17 protein-coding genes are annotated in these 18,624 nt (G+C 71.7%); 2 read left to right on the top strand and 15 right to left on the bottom strand.

The genetic code is table 11. The annotated features are described in order from the left end of the window. Positions 1–57 precede the first annotated feature (57 nt). Positions 58–1,968, top strand: coding sequence for a S9 family peptidase (locus AC6CQV_RS04110; protein ID WP_498260353.1), 1,911 nt, complete (start codon positions 58–60; stop codon positions 1,966–1,968). Between the two features lie 484 nt (positions 1,969–2,452). On the opposite strand, the gene hflX is transcribed toward AC6CQV_RS04110, so the two are convergent. Then, the gene (gene hflX / locus AC6CQV_RS04105) at positions 2,453–3,976 is read right to left on the bottom strand and encodes a GTPase HflX (protein WP_101306567.1); all 1,524 of its coding nucleotides are present in this window, start codon (positions 3,974–3,976) and stop codon (positions 2,453–2,455) included. 69 nt (positions 3,977–4,045) lie between these two features. Here hflX and AC6CQV_RS04100 point away from each other — a divergent pair, with 69 nt between their 5' ends. Further along, positions 4,046–4,687: a class I SAM-dependent methyltransferase gene (locus tag AC6CQV_RS04100; RefSeq protein ID WP_101306568.1), complete on the top strand. Its 642-nt coding sequence runs from the start codon at positions 4,046–4,048 to the stop codon at positions 4,685–4,687. Between the two features lie 36 nt (positions 4,688–4,723). On the opposite strand, the gene dapF is transcribed toward AC6CQV_RS04100, so the two are convergent. From dapF to dapA, 14 genes are all read right to left on the bottom strand, one after another. Further along, positions 4,724–5,587 (bottom strand): diaminopimelate epimerase, encoded by an 864-nt coding sequence (gene dapF / locus AC6CQV_RS04095; protein WP_191008775.1) that lies wholly within the window; start codon positions 5,585–5,587, stop codon positions 4,724–4,726. 56 nt (positions 5,588–5,643) lie between these two features. After that, positions 5,644–6,069 carry a GNAT family acetyltransferase gene (locus AC6CQV_RS04090; protein ID WP_191008776.1) on the bottom strand — a complete coding sequence of 142 codons (426 nt, stop codon included), beginning with the start codon at positions 6,067–6,069 and terminating at the stop codon, positions 5,644–5,646. Next, on the bottom strand, positions 6,066–6,980 hold the full coding sequence (gene miaA, locus AC6CQV_RS04085) for a tRNA (adenosine(37)-N6)-dimethylallyltransferase MiaA (protein WP_498260352.1): 915 nt from the start codon (positions 6,978–6,980) through the stop codon (positions 6,066–6,068). The genes AC6CQV_RS04090 and miaA overlap by 4 nt, the downstream gene beginning before the upstream one ends. Further along, a complete protein-coding gene (gene miaB / locus AC6CQV_RS04080; RefSeq protein WP_498260351.1) occupies positions 6,977–8,527 on the bottom strand; it encodes a tRNA (N6-isopentenyl adenosine(37)-C2)-methylthiotransferase MiaB in 1,551 nt (516 codons plus the stop codon). The genes miaA and miaB overlap by 4 nt, the downstream gene beginning before the upstream one ends. Positions 8,528–8,601: 74 nt before the next feature. Then, positions 8,602–9,351 (bottom strand): regulatory protein RecX, encoded by a 750-nt coding sequence (locus tag AC6CQV_RS04075; protein WP_498260350.1) that lies wholly within the window; start codon positions 9,349–9,351, stop codon positions 8,602–8,604. Next, positions 9,351–10,406: a recombinase RecA gene (recA, locus tag AC6CQV_RS04070; RefSeq protein WP_191008780.1), complete on the bottom strand. Its 1,056-nt coding sequence runs from the start codon at positions 10,404–10,406 to the stop codon at positions 9,351–9,353. Before recA ends, AC6CQV_RS04075 begins: the two co-directional genes overlap by 1 nt. 269 nt (positions 10,407–10,675) lie before the next feature. Continuing rightward, the gene (locus AC6CQV_RS04065) at positions 10,676–10,900 is read right to left on the bottom strand and encodes a DUF3046 domain-containing protein (protein WP_060959483.1); all 225 of its coding nucleotides are present in this window, start codon (positions 10,898–10,900) and stop codon (positions 10,676–10,678) included. 1 nt (position 10,901) lies between these two features. Beyond that, complete coding sequence (locus AC6CQV_RS04060) at positions 10,902–11,222, bottom strand: helix-turn-helix domain-containing protein (RefSeq protein WP_060959482.1); 321 nt, start codon at positions 11,220–11,222, stop codon at positions 10,902–10,904. Positions 11,223–11,404: 182 nt separating this feature from the next. After that, entirely contained in the window at positions 11,405–11,962 is a 558-nt protein-coding gene (locus AC6CQV_RS04055; RefSeq protein ID WP_498260349.1) for a CinA family protein, read from the bottom strand. Next, positions 11,959–12,549, bottom strand: a complete 591-nt coding sequence (pgsA, locus tag AC6CQV_RS04050) for a CDP-diacylglycerol--glycerol-3-phosphate 3-phosphatidyltransferase (protein ID WP_060959480.1) — start codon at positions 12,547–12,549, stop codon at positions 11,959–11,961. The genes AC6CQV_RS04055 and pgsA overlap by 4 nt, the downstream gene beginning before the upstream one ends. A 38-nt stretch (positions 12,550–12,587) precedes the next feature. Further along, entirely contained in the window at positions 12,588–15,275 is a 2,688-nt protein-coding gene (locus tag AC6CQV_RS04045; RefSeq protein ID WP_498260348.1) for an FtsK/SpoIIIE family DNA translocase, read from the bottom strand. Between the two features lie 108 nt (positions 15,276–15,383). After that, positions 15,384–15,878 carry a GNAT family N-acetyltransferase gene (locus AC6CQV_RS04040; protein WP_060959478.1) on the bottom strand — a complete coding sequence of 165 codons (495 nt, stop codon included), beginning with the start codon at positions 15,876–15,878 and terminating at the stop codon, positions 15,384–15,386. A 31-nt stretch (positions 15,879–15,909) separates the two neighbouring features. Continuing rightward, on the bottom strand, positions 15,910–17,586 hold the full coding sequence (locus tag AC6CQV_RS04035; RefSeq protein ID WP_060959477.1) for a ribonuclease J: 1,677 nt from the start codon (positions 17,584–17,586) through the stop codon (positions 15,910–15,912). A 47-nt stretch (positions 17,587–17,633) separates the two neighbouring features. Further along, positions 17,634–18,611, bottom strand: a complete 978-nt coding sequence (gene dapA, locus AC6CQV_RS04030) for a 4-hydroxy-tetrahydrodipicolinate synthase (RefSeq protein WP_060959476.1) — start codon at positions 18,609–18,611, stop codon at positions 17,634–17,636. Positions 18,612–18,624 lie beyond the last annotated feature (13 nt).

The following is an 18,624-nucleotide window of genomic DNA, read 5'->3' as shown; positions in this document are numbered from 1 at the left end:
ACACGTTTCACTCCGGGCGGGGAGGATGCCGTCGCCCCGCGGCGTAGCGTGGGACGTATGGTCGACGCACGCCCCTACGGATCCTGGCCCTCCCCGCTGACCGCCGCGTGGGCCTCCGCCGCCTCCCCGCGCATCGACGGCGCCGCCGTCGTCGGCGACGAGGTGTGGTGGGGGCAGTCCGTCCCCGAGGAGGCCGGTCGCACGGCCGTCTTCCGCCGTGACGCGCAGGGCGAGGTGCACACCGTGCTGCCGGCGCCGTGGAACGCGCGCTCGGGCGTGCACGAGTACGGCGGCGGGTCATGGGCGGCCGATGACGAGGGCCGTCTGTTCTTCGTCGAGCGCAGCGATCAGCAGGTCTGGGTGATCGAGCCCGGTCACGAGCCGCGCCCCCTCACGGCGGAGCCCGACGTCCGCTACGGCGGTCTGCGCGTCAGCGCGGGAGTGCTCCTCGGCATCCGCGAGCGCGGCGGGCGCGATCGGGCGATCGTGCGGATCGAGCGGGACGGCTCCGGCGCGCGCGACCTCGTCGCCGGCAGCGACTTCGTCGCGCAGCCGGTGCTCTCGCCGCGCGGCGATCGCCTCGCCTGGGTCGCCTGGAACCATCCGGACATGCCCTGGGACCGCACGGTCCTGCGCGTCGGGCGGATCGACGACGGCGCCGTCGTCGAGTGGACGGACGTGACCGACGGCGCCTCCGCGGCGCTGCAGCCCGAATGGGCCGACGAGGACGACCTCGTCTACCTCGACGATGCGAGCGGGCACTGGAACCCGTGGCGGGTGCGGCTCGATGCGGATCTGCCGCGTACCGCACTCGCCCCCGCGGACGCCGACACGGGTGGGCCGCTGTGGTCTCTCGGCAGCCGCTGGTACGGGCTGCTCGACGACGGTGGGCTGCTCGCCGTGCGGACCGAGGGTGCCGATGAGCTCGTGGCGGTGGATGCCGCCGGCACCGCGACCGCCGTCGACGTCCCCGCCACCGCGTCGGTGGCCGTCGAGGCCGTCGCCGGTCGTCGGGCGCTCGTGTCGGGGATGGCCCCGGGAGTCAGCGGGATCTGGCTCGTCGACCTCACCGACGGTCCCGACGCGGCGCATGTGACGCGCGTCGTCGGGGCGCCGGCGCAGATCCCCGGCGACGAGCTGGGCTCGTGGATGCCGCCGACGCGGCCGCTCACGGTGGAGGGACCGACCGGGCCGGTGCACGCGTTCGTCCATCCGCCGACGAACCCGCACGCGGCGGGCCCCGCCGGTGAGCGTCCGCCGTACCTCGTGCTCGTCCACGGCGGTCCGACCGGCCACGAGGGCGGCGTCGCCGACGGCAAGACGCTGTTCTTCACGAGTCGCGGCATCGGGGTGCTCGAGGTCAACTACGGCGGCTCCACCGGCTACGGCCGGGCGTACCGGCAGCGCCTGCGCGGCCAGTGGGGCGTCGTCGACGTGCAGGATGTCGCGGCCGCGGCATCCGGTCTCGCCGCGTCCGGCGCGGCGGACCCGCACCGGCTGGCGATCAAGGGCGGGTCGGCCGGCGGGTGGACGGTACTGGCCGCGCTCGCCCGCACCGATGTCTTCGCCGCGGGCATCTCGCGCTACGGCGTCGGCGACGCGCGCGCCCTCGCGGCGGACACCCACGACTTCGAGTCCCGTTATCTCGACGGCCTCATCGGCCCGCTGCCGGAGGCCGAGGACCTGTACGTCGAACGGTCGCCCCTGACGCACATCGCGGGCTTCGCGGTACCCGTCCTCCTGCTGCAGGGCGCGGAGGACGCGGTCGTGCCGCCGTCGCAGGCCGAGGCGATCCGCGATGCCCTCGCCGCGCGGGGGGTCCCCCACGCGTACGTCCTGTACGAGGGCGAAGGGCACGGCTTCCGGCGCGCGGAGTCGGTCGTGCACGCGTTGGAGAGCGAGCTCGCGTTCCTCGGGCGGGTGTTCGGCTTCGAGACCCCGGGGGTGCCGCCGATCGCGCTCGCGTGAGTGCGGGCGTTTCGACTCCTCGCTGCGCTCGTCGCTCAACGACCGGGCCCGTCCCCCACCGCCCCGCCCGGTCCTTGAGCGAGCGCAGCGAGCCGAAACGCCCCACCGCCCCGCCCGGTCGTCGAGCGAGCGCAGCGAGTCGAAACGCCCCACCGTCGCCACCGGTCGTCGAGCGAGCGCAGCGAGTCGAAACGCCCGACCGTCACCACCGGTCGTCGAGCGAACGCAGCGAGTCGAAACGCCCGACCGCCCCGCCCGGTCGTTGAGCGAGCGCAGCGAGTCGAAACGCCCCACCGTCACCACCGGTCGTTGAGCGAGCGCAGCGAGTCGAAACGCCCGACCGTCACCACCGGTCGTTGAGCGAGCGCAGCGAGTCGAAACGCCCCACCGCCCCGCCCAGTCGTTGAGCGAGCGCAGCGAGTCGAAACGCCCGACCGTCACCACCGGTCGTTGAGCGAGCGCAGCGAGTCGAAACGCCCGACCGTCAGACGGCGTAGGGCGCGAGCTCCGCGGCGAGACGCTCCGAGACGTGCGCGTGCACGGCCGTCCCGTCCTCCTCGTGCGACGTCGAGACGATGTGCCCCGACTCGTGCACGGCGTTGATCAGGTCGCCGCGGTCGTACGGCACGAGCGCACGCACCTCGACGGCGGGAAGCGGCAGCGCCTCCTCGACGACGGCACGGAGCTGGTCGATGCCCTCGCCCGTCCGCGACGACACGAACAGCGCGCCCGGCTCAAGACCGCGCAGCACGAGCCGGGTGTCCTCGTCGACGAGGTCCGCCTTGTTGAACACGACGATCTCGCGCGTGGAGCGCGCCCCGACGTCGCCCATCACGTCGCGCACGGTCGCGAGCTGCGCGGCGGGATCGGGGTGCGAGCCGTCGACGACGTGCACGAGCACGTCGGCGTCGCCCACCTCCTCCAGGGTCGAGCGGAACGCCTCGACGAGCTGGTGCGGGAGGTTCCGCACGAACCCGACGGTGTCGGTCAGCGTGTACACGCGGCCGTCGGCCGCCTCGGCCCGGCGCACCGTGGCATCCAGGGTCGCGAACAGCGCGTTCTCGACGAGCACGCCGGCGCTGGTCAGCCGGTTGAGCAGGCTGGACTTGCCGGCGTTGGTGTAGCCGGCGATGGCCACCGAGGGGATCGTGTTGCGCTTGCGCTCGCTGCGCTTGGCCTCGCGGGCGGGTGCGAAGTCGCGCAGCTGCTTGCGCAGCTGGGCCATCTTGGTGCGGATGCGGCGGCGATCGAGCTCGATCTTCGTCTCACCCGGACCGCGCGAGCCCATGCCGGCGCCACCGGCGCCCACCTGGCCACCGGCCTGACGGCTCATCGATTCGCCCCAGCCGCGCAGGCGCGGCAGCAGGTACTCGAGCTGGGCGAGCTCGACCTGGGCCTTGCCCTCGCGGCTCTTCGCGTGCTGGCTGAAGATGTCGAGGATGACGGTGGTGCGGTCGATGACCTTCACCTTCACCACGTCCTCCAGCGCACGGCGCTGGCTGGGGGCCAGCTCGGTGTCGGCGATGACGGTGTCGGCGCCCACGGCCGCCACCAGGTCGCGCAGCTCCGCGGCCTTGCCGCGGCCGATGTAGGTGGCGGGGTCGGGGTGCGGGCGACGCTGCAGCACGCCGTCGAGCACGACGGCTCCCGCGGTCTCGGCGAGCGCCGCGAGCTCGCGAAGGGAGTTCTCGGCATCCTCGTGCGATCCCTGGGGGTACACGCCCACGAGCACGACGTTCTCCAGCCGCAGCTGGCGGTACTCGACCTCGGTGACGTCCTCGAGCTCGGTCGACAGCCCGGGCACGCGGCGCAGCGCCGCGCGTTCCTCACGGTCCCACTGGTCGCCGTCGGTGTCGCCATAGGCGACGGTCGCGGAGTCCTGCAGCGCCTGGGCGGCCCCGAAGACGCGCGCGCTCGAACGCCCCTCGGCGTGGGCCAGCACGCGATCCACCGGGTCGATCGGCGTCTCGTCGCCGTGCGCGTCGGTGGTCTCGGTGGTGTGGGTCATGGATTCCTTCCAGGTCAGCCTTGCAGTCTAGCCTCCCGCGGGGGCGGGTGGCTCCGGTACGCTCGCAGGATGGGGAGTGACCACTACTTCAGCGCCTCCCCGTCCAGCGCCGAGAACCTCCGCCGCATCCGTGTGTCCCTCGCCGGACGCTCTGGCGAGGTCACGACCGCGGGCGGGGTGTTCAGCCCCGACCACGTCGATGGCGGGACGGCCGTGCTCCTGGCGAACACGCCACCGCCTCCGCCGGGAGGACATCTGCTCGACCTCGGCTGCGGGTGGGGGCCGATCGCGTTGAGCCTCGCCGTCCAGTCTCCCCACGCCACCGTGTGGGCGGTCGACGTGAACGACCGGGCCCTCGATCTCGTCCGCCGCAACGCCGCGGAGTGGGGACTCGACAACGTCAACGCCGCACGCCCAGAAGATGTTCCGGAGGACGTCCGCTTCCGCGGCATCCGGTCGAATCCCCCGATCCGGGTCGGCAAGAACGAGTTGCACGGCCTTCTGGAGCGCTGGCTTCCGCGGCTCGACGAGCGCAGCGACGCCTGGCTCGTCGTGCAGCGCAACCTCGGCTCGGATTCGCTGCAGCGCTGGCTCGCGGCCACCTTCGACGACGGCTACTCCGTGACGCGGGCGGCGACCGGGCGCGGATTCCGGGTGCTGAAGGTGCGCCGGCACGGCGCCGTGCGCACGGGAGCCATCGAGCTTCCCTGACGTGCCCCTGGCGGCGGCGCGGGCGGCGCGCCGGCCTCAGGCGAGACGGACCTCGCCGGAGTAGACGAGCGCCGCCGGTCCGGACAGCAGGACGTGGTCTCCGTCGGCCTCGGCGACGATGCGTACACCGAGCGTGCCGCCGGGCACCTCCACGCTCCACCGGTCCGGCGCCGCGGCCCCCGCCCAGTGCCGGACCGCCAGCGCGGCGGCGGCGACACCGGTGCCGCACGACAGGGTTTCCCCGACGCCCCGCTCGAACACACGCATCCGGATCGTTCCGACGCCGTTCTGCACGAGCGGATCGGCCGGGACCACGAACTCGACGTTGGCGCCCTCGACCGGGTCGGGGTGCAGCTGCGGCTGCACCGTGAGGTCGAGTCCGTCGAGCTCCGCGGAGCTGGAGAGCGCAACGACCACGTGCGGGTTTCCGACGTCGACGCCCTGTCCGGGCCGGGCGACGTCGAGGCCCCTCGCCTTCACCACGACATCGCCGTCGACCCGGAACACGCCGAGGTCGACCTCGAAGCCGAGGTCGCTGCGGGTGAGGGTCTTCACGCCCGCGCGGGTGCCGATGCGCAGCGGCGCGTCATCGATGTTCGCGCGGCCGGTGTCGACGAGGTACTTCGCGAACACGCGGGTGCCGTTGCCGCACATCTCCGCGGCCGATCCGTCGGCGTTGCGGTAGTCCATGAACCACTCGGCATCCGCCGTCGCCTCACCCTCGCGGAGGCGGGCGCTGCGGACGACGCGCAGGATGCCGTCGCCGCCGATGCCGAAGCGGCGGTCGCAGAGCGCGGCGATCTGGTCGGCCGACAGGTCGAGGGCACCGTCGTCGTCCGGGACGATCACGAAGTCATTGCCCGTGCCGTGACCCTTGGTGAATGCGATCGGCTCTGCCACCCGGCCAGTCTACGGGCCGCGCACTGTGCACCGGCGGGGTGGACGGCGGGCACGCGTCAGTCGGCGATCAGCCGCTTGCCGGTCATCCAGACATCGAACGGCTCGTACCCGAGGCGGGCGTAGAAGTCGTGGACCGCGGTGTTCTCCGGACGCACCATCAGCTCCACCTTCGGGCATCCGAGGGCGCGCAGGCCCTCCTCCGCCGTCTCCACGAGGCGGCGCGCGATCCCCTCGCCGCGACGCTCCGCGGCCGTCGCCAGGTAGTACAGCCACCCGCGATGCCCGTCGTAGCCGGCCATGACGGTGCCCACGGGGTCGCCCCGATCGTGGGCGACGAGGAACAGCTCGGGCTGCACGGTGAGCTTGCGGGCGATGTCCCGGTAGGGGTCGTTCCAGGGCCGCGTCAGCCCCGCCTCTCGCCAGAGCGCGACGACGGCGTCCGTGTCGGCGGTGGCGAAGGGGCGGATCTCGACGGCGGTCACGGCGTCGAGTCTGCCAGCGCGGCGGCGTCCGCGTCGGGCGCGACCCAGTGGATGCCGGAGTACCGACGGAACCACGACACCTGTCGCCGCGCGTAGCGCCGCGTCAACGCCTGGGTCTGCGCGATCGCCTCCGCCTGGTCGATGCGTCCGGCGAGCTGGTCGACGGCCTGGGCATACCCGATGGCACGGCTCGCCGTGACCCCGCGCTCGAGGCCTCGCGCGCGGAGCGCCTCGACCTCGGCCAGCATCCCCTCGCGCCACATGCGCTCCACGCGCTCGTCGAGGCGTGCGACGAGCTGCGCACGGTCGAGCTCGACGCCGACGAGCATCGTGGGCTCATGCCACCGCACCGGTTCCGCGGGCAGTGCCGCGCCGTGCCCGCGGTCGCCCTGCAGAGCGATCTCGAGCGCACGGACGATCCGACGCCCGTTGCGGGCGTCGATGCGCTCGGCCGTCGTCGGATCGAGGAGGCGGAGGCGTGCGAGCAGGGCGCCGGGGCCGTCCTGGGCGAGGTCCTGTTCGAGCCGCTCGCGCACCGCGTCGTCGTGCGGCGGGAAGCGGAAGTCGTAGACGACGCTCGACACGTACAGCCCCGAGCCGCCGACGAGGATGGCGTCGGCATCGCGGGAGAAGATGTCGGAGATCGCGGTGCGCGCGGCATCCTGATAGGCCGCGACCGCGGCCTCGTCGGTCACCTCCAGCACGTCGAAGAGGTGGTGCGGGATGCCGCGACGCTCGGCGACCGGCAGCTTGGCAGTCCCGATGTCCATCCCGCGGTAGAGCTGCATGGCATCGGCGTTGACGATCTCCGCCGCGCGTCCCCGGGCGCTCAGCGCCTCGGCGAGGCGCAGCGACAGGTCCGTCTTGCCGGTGCCGGTGGCTCCGACGACGGCCCAGAGGCGCCCGGTCACCCGAGGCGCAGCGTGGGAAGGCCCAGCGACACCGCGCGCGGCGCGCCGCCCTCCGCGCCCGCGGGAGCGGGAACGCCGCAGGACTCGGCCTGCGTCCGGTCCCACGCATCGCCGGCGCGTGTGCGGCGGATCTGCAGCGGGTCGCCGTCGGTGCTGTCGGCGAGCAGGTGGAAGGGAGCGGCGTGGGTGACGGTCACGGTGACGACGTCGCCCGGGCGGGGCACCGCGGAGCCGTCGGGCAGCTCGAAGTGCACGAGGCGGTTGTCCTCCGCGCGGCCGGTCAGGCGGCGCGTCTCGGCGTCCTTCTTCCCTTCGCCCGTCGAGACGAGCACCTGGAGCTCGCGTCCGATCTGGGCCTGGTTCTCCTCCAGGCTGATGCGCTCCTGCAGGGCCACCAGGCGCTCGTAGCGCTCCTGGACGACGGCCTTGGGGATCTGGTCGGGCATCGTGGCGGCGGGCGTGCCCTCGCGGATGGAGTACTGGAACGTGAAGGCGCTTGCGAAACGGGCCTGCTCGACGACACGCATCGTGTCCTCGAAGTCCTCGTCGGTCTCGCCGGGGAAGCCGACGATGATGTCGGTGGAGATCGCCGCGTGCGGGATCCGCTCACGGACCCGGTCCAGGATGCCGAGGAAGCGGTCGCTGCGATAGGAGCGCCGCATCGCGCGCAGGATCCGGTCGGAGCCGGACTGCAGCGGCATGTGCAGCTGAGGCATCACCTGCGGCGTCTCGGCCATCGCGTCGATCACGTCGTCGGTGAACGCCGCCGGATGCGGGCTCGTGAAACGGATGCGTTCCAGGCCGGGGATCTGACCGGCGGCGCGCAGCAGCTTGCCGAACGCCTGGCGGTCGCCGAACTCGACCCCGTAGCTGTTCACGTTCTGACCGAGGAGCGTGACCTCGATCGCGCCGTCGTCGACGAGGAGCCGGATCTCGTTCAGGATGTCGCCGGGGCGGCGGTCCTTCTCCTTGCCGCGCAGGCTCGGCACGATGCAGAACGTGCACGTGTTGTTGCAGCCCACGGAGATCGACACCCAGCCGCTGTGGACGGCGTCGCGCTTGGTGGGCAGCGTGGAGGGGAACACCTCGAGGGCCTCGAGGATCTCGAGCTCGGCGTCGCCGTTGTGCCGTGCGCGCTCCAGCAGGCGCGGAAGCGATCCCATGTTGTGGGTGCCGAAGACGACGTCGACCCAGGGCGCCTTCTCGAGGACGGCGTCCTTGTCCATCTGCGCCATGCAGCCGCCGACCGCGATCTGCATGCCCTCGTGGCGGTCTTTACGACTCTTGAGGTGTCCGAGCGTGCCGTACAGCTTGCCCGCGGCGTTGTCGCGCACGGCGCACGTGTTGATGACGACGACGTCGGCCTCGGTCCCCGCATCCGCACGCACGTATCCCGCGCTCTCGAGCGAACCCGACAGCCGCTCGGAGTCGTGGACGTTCATCTGGCAGCCGAAGGTGCGCACCTCGTAGGTGCGGGTGCGGCCGTCGGCGGCGACGGCGGCGAGCGACGGCGCGATCAGCGTGGGGGCGGCGGACGGAGAGGTCATGGTGCCTTCATTCTACGATCCGACGACGCGTCGGACTCCGGTGCGACTGCGGGCGCGGCGGGCGGCGGGCTCGCTCAGTCGAAGCGGACGGTACCCGCGGGCGGTCGCCGTACGGGCCGGCCGAGCTCGTCGAGCGCCTGCCGGGCGGCCGACAGCGCCGTCGCGCCGTAACCGCGCCGCGCAAGCTGGCCGGACAGTCGCCGCAGTGCCGTGTCGCGATCGAGGTCGCGCAGCGATCGCGCCTTCTGGCGCGCGAAGTCGAGCGCGCGTTCGGCCTCGTCGTCCGGCAACGCCCCGAGGGCCTCGTCGACCACATCACGAGGGATGCCGCGCTTGGCCAGCGCCTGCGCGAGCATGACCCGGCCCTGACCCTTCCGCTCGACGCCGCTGTGGACGAGCTGCTCCGCGAGCGCCGCGTCGTCGAGATAGCCGAGGCCGCGCATCCGCGCCAGCACGTGCTCGATCGCGTCGTCTGCGAGGTCGCGCTCGCGGAGGAAGGCCCTCGCCTCCCACTCCGAGAGCGACCGCGTCCGTAGCCGCTTGACGAGCGCGGCCTCGGCGTCCTCCGCACGAGTCGCCGTGTCGGCATCCCAGGCGTCCGCCTCCGGACTGTCCTGCTCGTCCGTCCACGTCGTGTGCCACGTCGTCGACGGGGCGTCGCGGAACGGGGTCACTCCCCCGCGGCCCGCGTCCCCGACAGTCCTGTCCTCCGCAGTCGCGTCCTCCGCGGCCCCGTCGTCGCGCCGGGCGTGATGTGCTCCGCCGAACAGCGGGATCACGGGGGCGAGGCCGTCGCGCTCGCCCCCGTCGCGCGCACCGCCCATCAGGCCGGGCGGCGCGCAGCCAGATCGTCGGCGGGCGCCGTCTCGGCCGCGCCGCGCGGCTGTCCGATGCCGAGCTTCTGCTTGATCTTGGTCTCGATCTCGGCGGCGATGTCGGGGTTCTTCAGCAGGAAGTTGCGCGCGTTCTCCTTGCCCTGCCCCAGCTGCTCGCCGTCGTAGGTGTACCAGGCACCGGACTTCTTGACCAGCGCGTGCTCCACGCCGAAGTCGATGAGGGAGCCCTCGCGGGAGATGCCGATGCCGTAGAGGATGTCGAACTCGGCCTGTTTGAAGGGCGGAGCCATCTTGTTCTTGACGACCTTCACGCGCGTACGGTTTCCGACCGCCTCGGTTCCGTCCTTGAGGGTCTCGATACGACGGATGTCGAGGCGCACCGACGCGTAGAACTTCAACGCCTTACCACCGGCGGTGGTCTCGGGCGAGCCGAAGAACACGCCGATCTTCTCGCGCAGCTGGTTGATGAAGATCATCGTGGTGTTGGTCTGGTTGAGCCCACCGGTGAGCTTGCGCAGCGCCTGCGACATCAGTCGCGCCTGCAGACCCACGTGCGAGTCTCCCATCTCGCCCTCGATCTCGGCCTTGGGCACCAGCGCGGCGACCGAGTCGATCACGACGAGGTCGATCGCGCCCGAGCGCACCAGCATGTCGGCGATCTCCAGGGCCTGCTCCCCCGTGTCGGGCTGCGAGACGAGGAGCTGGTCGATGTCGACGCCCAGCTTCTGGGCGTAGTCGGGGTCGAGCGCGTGCTCCGCGTCGATGAAGGCGGCGATGCCGCCCGCGCGCTGCACGTTGGCGATCGCGTGCAGCGTCAGGGTCGTCTTACCCGACGACTCGGGACCGTAGATCTCGATGATGCGGCCGCGCGGCAGACCCCCGACGCCGAGGGCGACGTCCAGCGCGATGGATCCGGTCGGGATGACCTCGACGGGGGCGCGCTCGTCGCTGCCCAGTCGCATGACCGAGCCCTTTCCGAACTGCCGGTCGATCTGGGCGAGGGCCGATTCGAGGGCCTTCTCGCGGTCGGCGGGTGAGGGCATGACGTGCTCCTTGTGCTCTGCCGTCGGCGGCTCGGCCGCGTCGGGGATTCCGTCGCCTGTAGGCTGTCGCGCTCCCACCCGACGGGAGGGACGCTGCGACAAGGCGGAGGTGTCGTGATGACGATGTCCACGCTAGGGAGCGCCTCCGACATCGGTCGGGGGCACGCCCACGGATGTGGACAAACATCTCGCTCTACCTCATGTGCAGGAGCCTACGCTCCTCGAACAGAGTTTCGAGATCGCGACACGCCGTGGCGCCGCGCACACCGTCAGCGCCGACGGGGCTCCATCATGCCCACGCCGTGTCGGCGCGCGAGAGGCACGTCGGTCTCCACGCACAGCGCGAGCCAGATCTCCCGCGGATCCACCCCGTCGGCCAACGCCTGCGCCGCGGTGCGATGACCGACACCGGACAGGGCGAGATCGGCGACGAGGCTCGACCCGCGGGGACCGAATTCGTCCGCGACCGCGCGCGCGAACTCACTGCGCCGCACGTCAGCGCAGCGAGAGCTCGGGCTGGACCAGACCGCCGTCGAGGGCGGCCAGATCGTCGGGGACGACGTCGGGGAAGACCTGCAGGCCTTCGAGGACGGACAGGCGGTCGCCCACCTCGCGCATGATGGTCGAGATCGGGACGTCGAGGGCCTCGGCGACGGCGGCGAGGATCTCGCTCGACGCCTCCTTCTGACCGCGCTCGACCTCGCTGAGGTAGCCCAGGGCGACGCTCGCGCGCCCGGCGACCTGACGGAGGGTGCGCCCCTTCTGCAGACGGAAGTCGCGCAGGACTTCGCCGATCTCCTGACGAACCAGGATCATGTTCGGGCCCCCTCCTCTACTCGTGTTCCCTCGCCGGTTTCGGTACCCGGGTGGACAACAGTACCCGACTTGCTGGCCACGATAGCCCTCACGTGCTGGGTAATGGTTGGGAATCGCTCAGACGTAACCGGCGCGACACGAACGGTATTCCCCGCGACATCGCCCGCGCGCGGGCGGGCGCGTCAGAGCGCGTCGAGCACCAGTCGGATGGCGCGCGCCGCGGTCTCGGCACGGATGCCGTCCCGGTCGCCGTCTAGCTGCACCGACTCCACCCGCGAGCCCAGGGGCGTCGCGACGGCGATGTGCACGGTGCCCACCGGCTGCCCGTCGGACGAGACCGGGCCGGCGATGCCGGTGGTCGCGATGCCGACATCGGCCGGAACACCGTCGCGTCCGAGGGCGCGGCGGGCCCCCTCGGCCATCTGGCTCGCGACCCGCGGGTGGACGGGCCCGTGCGCGTCGAGGAGGTGCTGCTCCACCCCGAGCAGGCTCGCCTTGACGTCGGTCGCGTAGGCGACCACCGCGCCGCGGAAGACCCGCGACGCCCCCGACACCGAGACGATGGAGGCGGCGACGAGACCGCCCGTGAGCGACTCCGCGGCGGCGATGGTCCAGCCCAGCTCCGCCAACCGGGCCACGAGGCGTTCGGGGTCGGTGCGGCGACCGACCGAGACGAGGGTGCTCTCGAGGTCGTCGGAGAGGCCGGTCTCGCCGGACGCGGGGGTGGGCGACGCGGTCATCGCCGGGGCTCCCCGGATCCGGCCGCCCGCGACGCGCGCGCGCCGCGCACCTCGGTCACGACGTAGTCGAGACCGCTCGCGACGGTGAGGACGACCGCGATGACCATGGCGATCGTGTTGACCACGTGGATCCCGTCGCCGACGAGGGTCCACAGCGGCAGCAGCGCGAGCGAGAGCGCGACGGCCTGGGCCACCGTCTTGAGCTTGCCCATCCACGCGGCGGCCACGACGTGGTCGCTCGCGACGACGAGGCGATGCACCGTGATGCCCACCTCGCGCACCAGCACGAGGATCGTGACCCACCAGGGCAGCTCGCCCAGGAGGGAGAGGCCGACGAACGCACAGCCGGTGAGCGCCTTGTCGGCGATGGGATCGAGGAGCTTGCCGAGGTCGGTGACGATCTCGTACCGGCGGGCGAGGTAGCCGTCGATGCCGTCGGTCGCGATCGCCACGATGAACAGCGCGCCCGCCCACCAGCGCAGCGCCCCGTCGGCGCCCTGGTCGGCGAGGAGCATCCAGAGGAAGACCGGTGCGCACAGGATGCGCACGATCGTGATCGCGTTCGGGAGCTGCCGGGGAATCGCCACGAGCCGAGCCTACCCGCGGGCTCGCCGCGTCGCCGCGCTCAGTCGCGGCCGGTCAGACCCCAGGCATCCTCGGAGCCCTCGTCGCCGTCCACGACATCGAGGCCCTCGAACTGCGAGGTCACGGCATCCGGACCGTACGGGTCGGCCGACGCCGCCGCCGCCGGCGGATCGTCGCCGCGGAGGCGCGCGAGCACCTCGGGGAGCTGGTCCGGTGTGACGAGGACGTCGCGGGCCTTCGAGCCCTCCGAGGGGCCGACGATCTCGCGGGACTCCAGGAGGTCCATCAGTCGTCCGGCCTTGGCGAACCCGACGCGGAGCTTGCGCTGCAGCATCGACGTGGACCCGAACTGCGTCGAGATGATCTGCTCGGCCGCCGCCAGCAGCAGGTCGAGGTCGTCCCCGATGTCGGCGTCGATCTCCTTCTTCTCGGCGACCGCCTGCACGTCGGCGCGATAGTCGGGTCGCGCCTGGTTCTTGACGTGGGTGACGACCTTCTCGATCTCGCTCTCGGCGACCCACGCCCCCTGCACGCGGATGGCCTTCGAGGCGCCCATCGGGAGGAACAGGCCGTCGCCCTGGCCGATCAGGCGGTCGGCGCCGGGCTGGTCGAGGATGACGCGGGAGTCCGTGACGCTCGTGACGGCGAACGCGAGCCGCGACGGGACGTTCGCCTTGATGAGACCGGTCACGACGTCCACCGAGGGGCGCTGCGTGGCAAGCACGAGGTGGATGCCGCTCGCGCGAGCGAGCTGGGTGATGCGCACGATCGAGTCCTCGACGTCGCGAGGGGCCACCATCATGAGGTCGGCGAGCTCGTCGACGACGACCAGCAGGTAGGGGTAGGGCTTGAGCACGCGCTCGCTGCCGACGGGGAGGTTGATCTCGCCCGCGACCACGGCCCGGTTGAAGTCGTCGATGTGACGGAAGCCGAACGACGCGAGGTCGTCGTAGCGCATGTCCATCTCCTTCACGACCCACTGGAGCGCCTCGGCGGCCTTCTTCGGGTTCGTGATGATGGGCGTGATGAGGTGCGGCACCCCGGCGTAGCTCGTGAGCTCGACGCGCTTGGGGTCGATCAGCACCATCCGCACCTCGGAGGGCTTGGCGCGCATGAGGAGGCTCGTGATCATCGAGTTCACGAAGCTCGACTTGCCCGAGCCGGTGGAGCCGGCCACGAGCAGGTGGGGCATCTTCGCGAGGTTCGCGACGACGTACCCGCCGCCGACGTCCTTGCCGACGCCGATCGTCATCGGATGGGTCTGGCCCGTGGAGGCCGGGGAGCGCAGCACGTCGCCGAGGGTGACGATCTCACGGTCGGTGTTGGGGATCTCCACGCCGATCGCGCTCTTGCCCGGGATGGGCGCGAGGATGCGGACCTCGTTGGAGGCGACGGCGTAGGCGATGTTGTTGGTCAGCGCCGTGATGCGCTCGACCTTGACGCCCGGGCCGAGGGAGATCTCGTACTGGGTGACCGTCGGTCCGCGCGAGAAGCCCGTGACGCGGGCGTCCACGCCGAACTGCTCGAACACGCCCATGATCGCCGCGACGACGCGGTCGTTCGCCTCGGAACGCGCCTTCGGCGGCGTTCCCTGCGCCAGCGCCGCCACCGAGGGCAGCACGTAGGGCGCCTGCGGCGGGCGACCGTCGTGGTCGTCGCCGAGGGCGGAGATGCCGGGCAGCGTGCCGTCGTCGAGGATGATCTCGCCGCTGTCCTCCCGGATGCCGGTGTCGGCACGGCGGGCGGCCTTCTTCGCGTTCGCGATCACCGAGGGGTCGATGATCTCGGTGGGCGCGTCGGCAAGGGGCAGCGGCGGGACGGGCGGCACCGCGACCGCCTGCTCGAAGCCGCCGTCGCCGGTGGTGTCCAGAAGGGCCGTCAGGTCGTCGGAGCCCAGATGACCGTCGACGTCCTCCTCGCGTCCCGACTTATTGCGGCGCCACCAGGGCAGCTCCTTCTGCGCGGCGTCCTCGCCCTCGGCGAAGGCGACGGTCGGCGCGGTCTCGCCCGCGGGTGCCGACTCCGGCCGTTCCGCGCCGAACATCCACGCGTACAGGTCGCCGAGACGCCGCCCGATCCGGTTCGGCGGGGTCTTGGTGATGATGAGCACGCTGAAGAAGGTGACGACGGCGAGCACCAGATAGGCGCCGATCTCCGTCAGCAGCGTGAGCGGCTCGCCCACGGTCCACCCGAACAGGCCACCCGCGGTGCTGAGCGCGGGAAGTCCCTCGCGCGGCTGCGGACGCCCCCCGGCGACGTGGCAGAAACCCGCGATCGCCAGGACGAACAGGCCGAACCCGATGCCGATGCGACCGTTGTCGTGCACCGACGGCGGATGCCGGAAGAGCCACCCGGCCAGCAGCATCAGCAGCACGGGCATGATGAACGCGACGCGCCCGATGAGCGCGCCGACGGTGAACGCGCTGATGGTCGTGCCGACGTCGGTCCCGATGAGGAACCACTCGACCACGGCACCGGCCGTCGCCAGCAGCACGAGCAGGAACGGGAAGCCGTCGCGACGCTGGTCCTTTTCGAGCGTCTCCTGGCCGAACGCCCGGAACATTCCGCCGACGGCATGGGCGACGCCGAGCCACGCGCGCACGGCGACGGGCGGGTGCTCCTCCTCGTCGACGTACTTCTTGGGTGCCGGCGCGGGCTTGCGGGCACGCGACGAGGAGCCCTTCGCGGACGCGCGGGCGTTCGTGGGCGTGCTCGTGGATCGTGCCATTACTCCACGGTAGGCCGCGGGGACCCCGGATCGCCGGATTGACGCGGCCCGAGCCCGCATCCGGCGCCGCCTTCCGGATCGCGCCGGCCTCGCCGGCCCCGCCGGGGATCAGCGCAGGCGCTTGACCATCGTGTCGCGACCGTGGCCGGCCTGCGTGACGGCGAAGCCCTCGCTGCGGTAGAGCGACTGGGCGTAGTTGCCCCGCTCGACCGACAGGCTGATCCGGCCGTAGCCCTGCGCCCGGGCGTGCTCGCAGAGCCGCTGGAGCAGGGCCCGGCCGACGCCGTGGGCTCGCCAGATCGGACGCACGCCGATGATGAGCTCGGGCACGCCCGTGCCGATGTAGCCGAAGCCGGGGTCGGTGCGCGGCAGCATCCGGTACCAGGCCGCTCCGAGCGGATCGTCCTGCGCGTCGACGGCGATGAAGCCGGCATCGCCGGGCCGCATCCAGCCCGAGATGTAGCGGGTGTGGTCCGGATGCGTCAGCACCTCGTGCCGCGGACGCGCTCCGCCCTGCCGCCAGTTCGCCGCCTCGACGACCATGTCGCCGAGGAACGCGCCATCGGCCTGCGTCGCAGGGCGCACACGGAAGCTGACGGGCATGGAGCCGATGCTAGCGCCCCGCCGCGACCGCTCAGGCCTCGATGACGAGCGGCACGATCATCGGCCGCCGGCGCAGACGCTGGTTGACCCAGCGGCCGATCGTGCGGCGGACGACCTGCGACAGCGCGTGGGCGTCCCGCACGCCCGACTGCGCCGCCTCCGTGAGCGCGGCGGCGATCTTCGGCTTGACGTCGTCGAAGACGCTGTCGTCCTCGGCGAAGCCGCGGGCGTGGATCTCGGGGCCCGTGATGATCCGTCCGGTCGCGGCGTCCACGACGACGATGACCGAGATGAAGCCCTCCTCGCCGAGGATGCGGCGGTCCTTCAGGTCCGCATCCGTGATCTCGCCGACGGTCGAGCCGTCGACGTAGACGAAGCCGAGGTCGAGCTGGCCGACGACGCGGGCGACGCCGCCCTTGAGGTCGACCACCGTGCCGTTCTCCGCGATGATCGTGTTCTCCGCGGGGATGCCGGTGTCCTGCGCGAGCTTCGCGTTCGCGATGAGGTGCCGGTACTCGCCGTGCACCGGCATGACGTTGCGCGGCTGCAGGATGTTGTAGCAGTAGAGCAGCTCGCCGGCGGCGGCGTGGCCCGAGACGTGCACCTTGGCGTTGCCCTTGTGCACGACGTTCGCGCCGAGCTTGGTGAGGCCGTCGATCACGCGGTACACCGCGTTCTCATTGCCCGGGATGAGGCTCGAGGCGAGGATCACGGTGTCGCCCGGACCGGGCTCGATCGCGTGGTCGAGGTTGGCCATGCGGCTGAGCACGGCCATCGGCTCGCCCTGCGACCCCGTCGACATGTAGACGATCTTGTCGTCCGGCAGGTCCTGCGCCTTCTTGTAGTCGATGAGCACGCCGTCGGGCACGTGCAGATAGCCGAGGTCCTCGGCGATGGTCATGTTGCGCACCATCGAGCGGCCGAGGAACGCGAGCCGGCGCCCGTTGGCGGCGGCCGCGTCGATGACCTGCTGCACACGGTGGACGTGACTGGAGAAGCTCGCGACGATGACGCGACGGGGAGCCTTGGCGATGACCTGGTCGAGCACCGGGCCGATGTCGCGCTCGAGCGGCGTGAAGCCGGGGACGTCGGCGTTGGTCGAGTCGACGAGGAACAGGTCCACGCCGTCCTCGCCGAGGCTGGCGAAGGCGCGGAGGTCGGTGAGGCGGCCGTCCAGCGGCAGCTGGTCCATCTTGAAGTCGCCCGTGGCGAGCACCGTGCCGGCATCCGTGTGGATCGCGACGGCGAGCGCGTCGGGGATCGAGTGGTTGACCGCGACGAACTCGAGATCGAACGGGCCGACCTGCTCCTCCTGCCCCTCCTCGACCGTGAGGGTGTACGCCTTGATGCGATGCTCCTTGAGCTTCGCCTCCACGAGCGCGAGGGTCAGCTTCGAGCCGATGAGGGGGATGTCGCTCTTCAGGCGCAGCAGGTAGGGCACCGCGCCGATGTGGTCCTCGTGGCCGTGCGTGAGCACGACGCCCACGACGTCGTCGAGCCGGTCCTTGATGGGCTCGAAGTCGGGGAGGATGAGGTCGACCCCGGGCTGGTGCTCCTCGGGGAAGAGCACCCCGCAGTCGACCACGAGGAGCTTGCCCTCGTACTCGAAGACCGTCATGTTGCGACCGATCTCGCCGAGCCCGCCGAGCGGGATCACGCGGAGGGTCTGAGGGGCGAGCGCGGGGGGCTCGGAGAACGTCGTGGGCATCGTCTGCCTTTCGTGGATGCCGCGGCATCCACCGGTATCGCGGTCGCTCAGCGGGTGGTGCCGTGGACCTTGGGGAGCGCGCCGCCGGCGGCGGCGTTGCGGTCGGGTCGGAAGTTGGAGAAGTCTGCACCGTCGACGCCCGTGACGAGCGCGAGCTCGTCCTCGATGAGGGCGGCCTCCCACTCTTCGGGTCCGACGAGCGGCAGACGCACGCGCGGGCTGGAGATGCGGCCCAGTCCGTGCAGGATGTACTTCGCGCTCACCGTGCCGGGGACGTGGGTCATGACGGCGCGGACGAGCGGTTCGAGCTGCTGGTGGGCGGCCGTGGCGGTGGCCAGGTCGCCGCGGTTCACGGCATCCACGATGACGCGGTAGGGCGTCGCGGTGATGTTCGCCGTCACGCCGATCAGGCCCGCGGCGCCGATCGACAGGTGCGGGAGCACATTGGCGTCGTCGCCGGAGAAGTACATGAGATCGGTCTGGTTGAGCACCCGGCTCACCTCGCTGAAGTCGCCCTTGGCGTCCTTCACGGCGAGGATGTTCGGGTGGTTGGCCAGCCGCAGGATGGTCTCGTACTTGATCGGCACCCCGGTGCGGCCGGGGATGTCGTAGAGGATGACCGGGAGGTCGGTCGCATCGGCGACGAGGCGGAAGTGCGTCAGGATGCCGGCCTGCGTCGGCTTGTTGTAGTACGGCGTGACGATCATGATGCCGTCGGCGCCGGCCTTCTCGCTCGCCTTGTAGAGCTCGATGGCGTGCGCCGTCTCGTTCGAGCCGCCGCCGGTGATGATCTTGGCGCGGCCGGCGGAGACCGACTTGCCGACCTCGACGAGCGTGAGCTTCTCGGGGTCGGTGAGCGTGCTCGTCTCCCCCGTCGTGCCGGTGACGACGATGCCGTCGGCGCCGGCGGTGATGACGTCGTCGATGTGCTTCTCGACGGCGGGCCAGTCGACTTCACCGTCGGCCGTCATCGGGGTGACGAGCGCGACGAGGACCTGTCCGAAGGGATTGCCCGAGTGCGTCATGCCTCCAGGCTAG

The sequence above is a fragment of the Microbacterium sp. EG9 genome (genome assembly GCF_059759475.1).
The sequence above is the reverse complement of the archived record's forward strand: the minus strand, read 5'-3'. Positions and strand labels throughout refer to the sequence as shown.

Bases quoted from the DNA above. Each gene is read 5' to 3' on its own strand.
- AC6CQV_RS04110 (WP_498260353.1), top strand. From the start codon at position 58: ATGGTCGACGCACGCCCCTACGGATCCTGGCCCTCCCCGCTGACCGCC.
- hflX (WP_101306567.1), bottom strand. From the start codon at position 3,976: ATGACCCACACCACCGAGACCACCGACGCGCACGGCGACGAGACGCCG.
- AC6CQV_RS04100 (WP_101306568.1), top strand. From the start codon at position 4,046: ATGGGGAGTGACCACTACTTCAGCGCCTCCCCGTCCAGCGCCGAGAAC.
- miaB (WP_498260351.1), bottom strand. From the start codon at position 8,527: ATGACCTCTCCGTCCGCCGCCCCCACGCTGATCGCGCCGTCGCTCGCC.
- AC6CQV_RS04075 (WP_498260350.1), bottom strand. From the start codon at position 9,351: ATGGGCGGTGCGCGCGACGGGGGCGAGCGCGACGGCCTCGCCCCCGTG.
- recA (WP_191008780.1), bottom strand. From the start codon at position 10,406: ATGCCCTCACCCGCCGACCGCGAGAAGGCCCTCGAATCGGCCCTCGCC.
- AC6CQV_RS04060 (WP_060959482.1), bottom strand. From the start codon at position 11,222: ATGATCCTGGTTCGTCAGGAGATCGGCGAAGTCCTGCGCGACTTCCGT.
- AC6CQV_RS04055 (WP_498260349.1), bottom strand. From the start codon at position 11,962: ATGACCGCGTCGCCCACCCCCGCGTCCGGCGAGACCGGCCTCTCCGAC.
- AC6CQV_RS04045 (WP_498260348.1), bottom strand. From the start codon at position 15,275: ATGGCACGATCCACGAGCACGCCCACGAACGCCCGCGCGTCCGCGAAG.
- AC6CQV_RS04040 (WP_060959478.1), bottom strand. From the start codon at position 15,878: ATGCCCGTCAGCTTCCGTGTGCGCCCTGCGACGCAGGCCGATGGCGCG.
- AC6CQV_RS04035 (WP_060959477.1), bottom strand. From the start codon at position 17,586: ATGCCCACGACGTTCTCCGAGCCCCCCGCGCTCGCCCCTCAGACCCTC.
- dapA (WP_060959476.1), bottom strand. From the start codon at position 18,611: ATGACGCACTCGGGCAATCCCTTCGGACAGGTCCTCGTCGCGCTCGTC.